We start from the raw sequence: 7,225 nt of genomic DNA on the forward strand, positions 1-7,225 counted from the left end.
GACGCCACTCCCCCGCCGCGGCACCGGTGCCCGGCCCGGCGCGACGGCCGCTCCGGCCGCTCAGCCGATGACGACGACGCGCGCCCAGGGCGGCGGGGTGTCCGGGACGTAGTCGGGGTCGTCCTCGTCGACGGGAGCGCCGGGGCGTGGGAAGAGACCGACGACGGTACGGCAGGGCGGCTGCGCGGAGGGCCACGGTGTCTGGCCGTCCGTGAGGGCGACGATCACGTCCGGACGGGGCACGGAACGCAGCGCCCGGGCGAAGCCCGAGCGCAGGTCCGTTCCCCCGCCGCCGATCAGTTCCATGCTCTCGGCGCGGCAGAGCGGCACGGCGATCCCGGCCGCCGCGTCGCAGGAGACCACCGAGACCAGGTCACGCCGCCCGCCCACCGCCCGCGCGATCGCCGCCACCTCCAGCAGCGCGCTGCCCAGCTCGGCGTCGCTCACCGACCCGGAGGTGTCGATCACGACACAGACCCGCGGTGGGGTACGGCGCAGGCTCGGCAGCAGCACTCCGGGGAGTCCGGCCGACCGCCGGGAGGGACGCCGATAGCTGTGGTCCTCGCCCACGCCCGGCGCGGATGCCGCGGAGCGGACCGCCGCTCCCAGGATCCGGCGCCACGGCTGCGGCGGGTGGAACGCCTCGTCCGCCCAGCGGCGCCACCCCTCGGGCGCGTCGCCCGGCCGGCCCTTGATGGCCTCGGCGACCCGGAAGCGTACGGCGTCCCGCTGCTGTCTGCTCAGCCCGTGCGCGCCGCCCTGCCCCAGCTCCCACGGCCGGGCCTGCCCGTCGGCACCACTGCCGCAGTCCAGCCAGGCAAGGTCCGCGGCCGCCCCGGACATCGAGGCCGTCCGCAGGTACTCCTCCATCAGCAGTCCGGCGGGCAGCCGCAGCAGCGACGGGCCCACCGCGCCGGCGGGCACGGGCAGACCGTGTCCGTAGATGTCGTCGTTGATCTCGAAGTCGGCGGCGATGTTCCGCCGCAGCCGCTCGCCCGGCCCGTACTCGCCGTTCTCCCGGGCATACCGCTCGCTTCGCCCGTGGTGGTCCCGGATCAGGTGGGAGACCTCGTGCACCCAGACGCCGGCCAGGTCCTCCATCGGGGTACGGGCCACGAAGCCGGGGGAAACGTAGCAGCGCCAGTGCGCGTCGACCGCCATCGTGGGCACCGACCGGTCCTCCACCACGTGCAGCGCGAAGAGGGCGCCGGCCAGGTAGGGGCGCACCTTCACCGCGTGCAGTCGCGCGGCCAGCAGCTTGTCCCGGTCCAGCGGCAGCCCCGGCGGGGTTTCCGGCCCGCCGGGGGCGGCCGGGCGCCCCGGCAGGGTGGCCCGCACCGGGCGCGGGAGCGCGGGCGGGGGCATGGGGCGGGGCAGCGGACGCGGACGCCGCGCGGTCCCCGTCATCGGCGCGCACCCGTCGCCCGGCCGGCGCCGCGCGCGGCGGCCCGCTCCACGGACTCGTCCGCTTGCCGGGCCAGGCCGATCACCCCGGCCAGCCGCTCCACCGCCGCCGGTACCCGCCAGTCGTCGTGCCGCAGCGAGGCGAGCACGGCCGCCGGGCCGACCAGAAGGTCGGGGGCGCCGGTTTCCAGGGCCCGGACCAGTACCGCCCAGCCCGCCTCCCACCGCTGCTTCGACGGTCGTGCCCCGACGGCGGCCACCACCGCCTCTAGCGCGGCCTGACGCAGGTCGCCCCGTTCCGGCAGCTCGGCGGAGGCCGGATCGGCCAGCAGTGTTTCCGGGTCGGGCAGGTCCATCCGGTCGAGATGGGCGAGCAGTTCGAGCCCCGGCCCGTCCCCCACCGCGCCCCGCACCAGCAACGCCAGCACCTCCCGGGAAGCGGAGGCCGCGGTGGCGAAGGCCAGCAGGGTCATCGCGGCCTCCCAGCTGCGGGGCGAGGGCCAGGCGCCGCCGCGCCGCGTCTCGGTGGTCGGCAGCCGGTGGATCAGCGTGGGCCGGGCCTGCAGGAAGCCGGGGACCGCACGCCTGGCGTGGGCCACCGCCTCCGGCAGCCGCTGCGGCACGAGCCGGGGCAGCTCCGCCCGGGGCCAGACGCCGCCCAGGCCGCGCACCACCACCTCCCGGTCGTGCACCCAGTACAGATGCACGAACCGGTTGGCCAGGGGCGGGCTCAGCTCCCACCCGTCCGCCGCCGAGGCGCGTGGGTTTGCGGCGGCCACGATCCGTACGCCCGGCGGCAGTTGGAGCGCACCGACCTTCCGTTCCAGGACCACCCGGAGCAGTGCGGCCTGGACGGCCGGGGTGGCGGTGGAGAGTTCGTCCAGGAAGAGCAGCCCCCGCCCGGCGCGAACGAGTTCCACGGCCCACTGCGGCGGTGCCATCGGCACGCCCTGTACCGCGGGGTCGTCGCCGACGATGGGCAGCCCGGAGAAGTCGGAGGGCTCGTGGACGCTGGCGATCACGGTCGTCAGCGGCAGGTCGAGGGAGGCGGCGAGCTGGGTCAGGGCCGCGGTCTTGCCGATGCCCGGCTCGCCCCAGAGCAGCACGGGCAGATCGGCCGCGACGGCCAGGGTGAGTGCTTCGAGCTGTTCGTCGGGGCGTGGCTCCGTGGTGGTCGTCCGCAGGAGGGTCAGCAGGTCGTCGGCGAGGGCGAGTTGGGTGCCGGGTCCGGACCCGCCGACGCGGACGGTTGCGGGGTCGTCGCCGGCCGGGGCCGGGGCGGGCAGAAGAGAGCTGGAGGTCATGGTCATCACCTGGGGTTGAGGAGGTACGGGAACGGGTCGGCCCGTAACGGATGTCGTGGGGTGTGGCATCGGCGCACAACGGGCTCGGCCGCAGGCCGACAGACGCACCGACAGGCATCCCACACGGCCGGAAGGCCCACCGGCGGGCAGGTCCACCGGAAGGAAGACAGGCAGACAGACAGGCGGGCGGACAGGCAGGCGGGCGGACAGGCAGGCGGGCGGACAGGTCAGCGGTGCAGGCCGGTGCGGGGCCGGGCCCGGCTGCTCTTCTTGCGGTGCATCGCGGCCGGCACGCGGCGGTCGAGCCGGGGGCGGTGGTCGACCTCCGCATGGCCGACGCCCGAGCCCTTCCGGTCCTCTCCCGCGTCGGCGGCCGGGTGTACGGCGACCAGCCCGGCGCGGAAGAGTCCGTGGTCGACACGGCGGGCCGCGGCCGACTCCAGCGCCTCCCGGAGCGGGCCGGCGCGCAGCACCGCAGCCGGACCGAGCAACCCCTCGACCACGGCCAGCGCCCCGGCGGTGTCGCCGTGGCAGAGCCGCTCCCGGACCGCGGGCAGAGCCTCCGGGCTGCGGTGCACCAGGTCGATCGCCCGCAGGCAGGGCAGCGCCGGTCCGCCGAGCGCCACCAGCAGGTCCTCGCGGCGCAGTTCGACCGGGTCGTGATCGATCGCCGTCAGCACCCCGTTCCGCAGCGCGATGCGGTGGACCTCGCCTCGGCATTCCACCCGGTGCGGATCTCGGGGCTCGGGGGCGAGGGCGGCCGCCGGTGCCGTGGCGAACCCGGCCAGTGCCGCGGCGACCAGGGGATGCAGCCGTTCGGCCGGGACCAGCCCGGCTTGCAGCAGTTCCAGGTCCGGCAGGGTCCGGGCCGCCGCCTCCGGCAGTACCGGCAGCGCAGCGGCCTCCTGTCGCGGCAACGCCTCGCGCAGTGGCCGGAACGTCGGGGCGTGGCTGTCGTCGGGGGCGACCAGTTCGAGCACGGCGCGGCTGCGCGCACCCAGCCGCACGGTGAACGCCCCGCGTGGGCGTCCCTCGCTCCCCAGCAGCAACTCGGCCTCGGCGGCCCAGTTCTGCACCGCCCACGAGGCATCGTCAGCGGTGGCTGCGTCCGGGAGGCCGGGAGGGGCCGCACGGCCGGAGGCGCGGGTCCTACCGAAGGGTGCCACGGCGGGTGCCGGGCCTCCCCCGCACCGCCGTGCCAGCTCACCGCTGCGTTCCCCGTCCCAGAGGTGCCGGTGCAGGTCGAGGCGGAAACGCCGGTCGGGATGCGGGTGCGGATGGTGACGACCGGCGGACCCGTCGCCGGGCCCTTCCCAGAGGGCCAGGGACATCCGTTGACCGGCGTCCGCCCGGGCCGGCGGTGTCCGCACCACCAGTTGCAGCGGCACACCGCCCGAACTTTGGTAGTGGGACAGTGAGACGGTGAGGGCGGGCCGGAGCCGCCCGTCCGGGGCGATCCGGGGCATGTGCCAGCGCAGCAGGTCGGGTGCCAGCCGACGCAGGTCCGTACGGAGGTGGTTGGCTACATCGGGGCCGTGGCGGCCGCGCACGGCGCGGAGATCGAAATCGACGTCGATCCGGGCGGCGGCGCAGGCTCCGGCCCAGTCACCGGCCGCACGACGCGCGGTCGCTTTCTCGATCATGGACGGTGGCACGGCGTACTCGCGCACGCGCTGCCACATCAGCAGGCGGGGCGGAATCCCGTTCGCGTGGTGATGTGCCATCAGCACTCACCTTGCGCGGACGATTCCCCCAATCCGTATGAGGATAAGGTCTTCATCCCGGGCATCGTAACCACACCGCCGTCGGTCTGTCTCCCGCTTAACGATCGCCCCCGACTCCGTCGCGGCGGCGCCGACCGGAAGCGTCACCGAAGTGGCGCGCGGCAAGCCCGCTCCCGACCTGTTCCTCTACGCCGCCGAGCGGATGGGCGTCGCTCCGGCCGCGTGCGTGGTGGTCGCGGACAGCCGCCCCGGGGTGCAGGCGGCCCGCGCCGCCGGCATGCGGGCCCTCGGCCACGCCGGCGGGCTGACCCCGGCCGAGCGCCTCGAGGGTCCCGGCACGTCGTCTTCCACGACATGCGCGAGTTGCCCGCCCTGCTGCGCGAGCTGTGACGGAGGCCTTCGGCGTCTGCCCCGAGGGGCAGGAGGCCCGCCCGCCGTCCAACGGGCGGCATCGTCACGCAGCCGCACGAGGGTGGAGAGGTCGGTGCCGGCAGCCGGGCGGAAGCGTAGATCGTTCATTCGCCGATCCTCACATGGTCGCCTCGTGCGGCATCACGTGGTGTCCGGGCGGCCGGACATCTCGACGGAACAAGGCGGGCCGGGTCGGGCACGGCGTGGCCGAAGCCGTCACATCCCGGCCATGCCGCCACCGGTGAGGCCCGGTGCCAGGGCCGGGAACCAGAAGACGGCGACGGCCAGGGCGATCGAGGCGAGCCCCACGACGCGGGCCACCACCGGGCCGGCCGGAGCGAGTTTCTCGGCGGTGATCACGGCGGCCAGCACCACCATGGCCCACAGGTTCATCACACCGAACGCCGCCAGCAGCAGCATCAGCGACCAGCAGCAGCCCAGGCAGAAGGCCCCGTGGTGGGCACCGGCACGCAGATCGCGCGAAGGTCCCGGATACGAGGCGTAGCGCAGCATCAGGCCGATCGGCGAGCGGCACCTCGCCAGGCAGCGGTCCTTGAGGGGCGTGAGCTGGTAGACGCCGCTGACCGCGAACACGGCCGCGGCCACCGCGGTCCCCGCCTCGGCGGGGAGGTTCGCCGCCCGGCCCAGGCCGGCGGCCAGCGCGTACGCCGGCAGCCCCGCCGCGGCCCAGACGAGCAGATAGGCAACGGTGAAGACAGCCATGCGTGACGTCTGGCGCGTGGTGATGGTGCGCGCGTACAGCGCGGCGACGGATGCCGTGGCGGGCAGCATCATCGCGGCCATCATCAGCGTCCACACGGCCAGGAACACGGGCAGGTCCAGGCCCATGGTGCCGGGCATCGCCGGCATACCGCCCCAGCGGGTGACCAGCCAGATCCAGGCGGCGGCCGCCGCGACCAGCAGCAGCCCGGCGAACGCCGTCCCGCGGGGAGTGGCTACCGGCCCGCCGGTCACGCGGACCATGCGAAGGGCGCCGAGTGTCCGTTGCCGCCGGTGAAGTCCCAGGACCGGCCGTACACGCCGTCGCCCGTGGCCCGGGTGGAGCGGGCGATCGTCAGTGTGCTGTTCACCGGGTGGAACACGCCGGTCAGGCCCATCACCGGGCCGTCGTCGCCGTACTGCGGGGCGACCTGGTCCTCGATCTCGATGTCGATGGCGTCACCGATCCGCGCGGCGTGCCGGCGGCCGTCGTCGCGGTAGTCGATCGGGGTCCGCTCCACGCCGAGGACCTCGCCGATGAGCGGGGTGAGGGCCGCCATCGGCCCTCCGGCCTGGCCGGAGAAGACCTTGCCCAGCGCCTCCGCCTGGCGGTCGTCGGCCGAGGCGTCGACGTACAGCGCCACCTGCCAGCCGCCTTCGGCCATCACCTGGGGCGCGTCGATGAAGACGGCGACACTGCGGTCGGACACATCGACGCCGTCGACGTCTCCGCTCTCCACGTGGAAGGCGAAGGTCACTTGGCAGCGCTCGTGGTCGGCCGGCGCGGTCAGGCCGGAGGTGGTGCAGGGGCACACGACGTCGCAGTTGCAGCTCTCCAGGTATGTGCCGTTCAGATTCCAGGGCATGGCTCTGTCTCCCTGTTCGCGTCCCCCCAGGGCGGCGGGGAGTGCACCGGGAGGTCCGTCCCGTGCCGGCGCCGCTCTCTTCCAGGCTATTCCCGGCGCCGCCGGTCGGCCTGCCCGCTCGTTCCCCGGCGGTGTCTCTCCCGGCCCGATTTCCGGCATCGGTCGCCACTCAGGGTCGTAGAGCCGCTACGCTCCCGGTGGGGGATCGGGAGGATCGCTGCTGCTGCCATCACATCGTCATGCCGTCAGGAGCAGTGCGTGATGTACCGCCTCAAGTACGACCCCGCGGCCGAGGCCGTTCACGAGGCCATGCCGGCCATCGCGAGCGAGCCCCTCACGCTGGCGCTGGCCGCCGCCTGTCATGATCCCGTCGTCGCGACGGAACCTTACGGCGAGGACGACGGTGTCGTGCGGATGATCGTCACCGACCGTGCGTTCGCCGTCCTCCTCGTCGGACACGCGCTCAAGACGCTCAAGGTTCTGCAGGTCACCTATCTCGGCTGACGGATGCCGCTCCGTGGGTCTCCGCCCGGCACGGGGCTGCGAGATGATCGCGGCATGACTGAGATCGTTCTGATGTCCGACCCGAAAGTCGCGGCCGTACCGGTCCAGGAGTGCGGGGAACGGCTCGTGGACGTGCGCCGGGACAGCCCCCTGCTGGTCGACGAGCGGAAACTGCTGGATTCCGGCGGCGCTTTCGCCGCCGAGTAGCCGGGGGGAATCTCACCCCCCGGCCCTCACAGAACCGTGCGTAAACCTCTCGATTTACACGGCTCGTGTCGTCCTGATCATCAGA

6 protein-coding genes and 2 pseudogenes are annotated in these 7,225 nt (G+C 74.3%); 3 read left to right on the top strand and 5 right to left on the bottom strand.

Annotated features, from left to right (window positions below):
- Nucleotides 1-60: 60 nt before the first annotated feature.
- From FHS34_RS37635 to FHS34_RS37645, 3 genes are all read right to left on the bottom strand, one after another.
- Nucleotides 61-1,407 carry a vWA domain-containing protein gene (locus tag FHS34_RS37635; RefSeq protein ID WP_184974148.1) on the bottom strand — a complete coding sequence of 449 codons (1,347 nt, stop codon included), beginning with the start codon at nt 1,405-1,407 and terminating at the stop codon, nt 61-63.
- Nucleotides 1,404-2,708, bottom strand: a complete 1,305-nt coding sequence (locus FHS34_RS37640; RefSeq protein WP_225817802.1) for an AAA family ATPase — start codon at nt 2,706-2,708, stop codon at nt 1,404-1,406. Before FHS34_RS37640 ends, FHS34_RS37635 begins: the two co-directional genes overlap by 4 nt.
- Nucleotides 2,709-2,935: 227 nt before the next feature.
- Nucleotides 2,936-4,432: a hypothetical protein gene (locus FHS34_RS37645; protein WP_184974150.1), complete on the bottom strand. Its 1,497-nt coding sequence runs from the start codon at nt 4,430-4,432 to the stop codon at nt 2,936-2,938.
- 139 nt (nt 4,433-4,571) lie between these two features.
- On the opposite strand from FHS34_RS37645, the pseudogene FHS34_RS37650 reads away from it, so the two are divergent.
- Nucleotides 4,572-4,822: pseudogene (locus tag FHS34_RS37650) on the top strand (HAD-IA family hydrolase); the annotation flags it as partial.
- A gap of 237 nt (nt 4,823-5,059) precedes the next feature.
- Here FHS34_RS37650 and FHS34_RS37655 read toward each other — a convergent pair.
- Both FHS34_RS37655 and FHS34_RS37660 read right to left on the bottom strand, forming a co-directional pair.
- Nucleotides 5,060-5,818, bottom strand: coding sequence for a DUF2182 domain-containing protein (locus FHS34_RS37655; protein ID WP_184974175.1), 759 nt, complete (start codon nt 5,816-5,818; stop codon nt 5,060-5,062).
- A complete protein-coding gene (locus FHS34_RS37660; RefSeq protein WP_184974152.1) occupies nt 5,815-6,429 on the bottom strand; it encodes a DUF1326 domain-containing protein in 615 nt (204 codons plus the stop codon). The genes FHS34_RS37655 and FHS34_RS37660 overlap by 4 nt, the downstream gene beginning before the upstream one ends.
- Nucleotides 6,430-6,690: 261 nt before the next feature.
- Between FHS34_RS37660 and FHS34_RS37665 the strand changes: the two genes are divergently transcribed.
- Both FHS34_RS37665 and FHS34_RS37670 read left to right on the top strand, forming a co-directional pair.
- The gene (locus tag FHS34_RS37665) at nt 6,691-6,933 is read left to right on the top strand and encodes a hypothetical protein (protein ID WP_221509983.1); all 243 of its coding nucleotides are present in this window, start codon (nt 6,691-6,693) and stop codon (nt 6,931-6,933) included.
- 54 nt (nt 6,934-6,987) lie between these two features.
- Nucleotides 6,988-7,131 (top strand): annotated as a pseudogene (locus FHS34_RS37670) (M15 family metallopeptidase); the annotation flags it as partial.
- Nucleotides 7,132-7,225 lie beyond the last annotated feature (94 nt).

The sequence above is a fragment of the Streptomyces echinatus genome (assembly GCF_014203595.1).
GTDB classification, from domain to species: Bacteria; Actinomycetota; Actinomycetes; order Streptomycetales; family Streptomycetaceae; genus Streptomyces; species Streptomyces echinatus.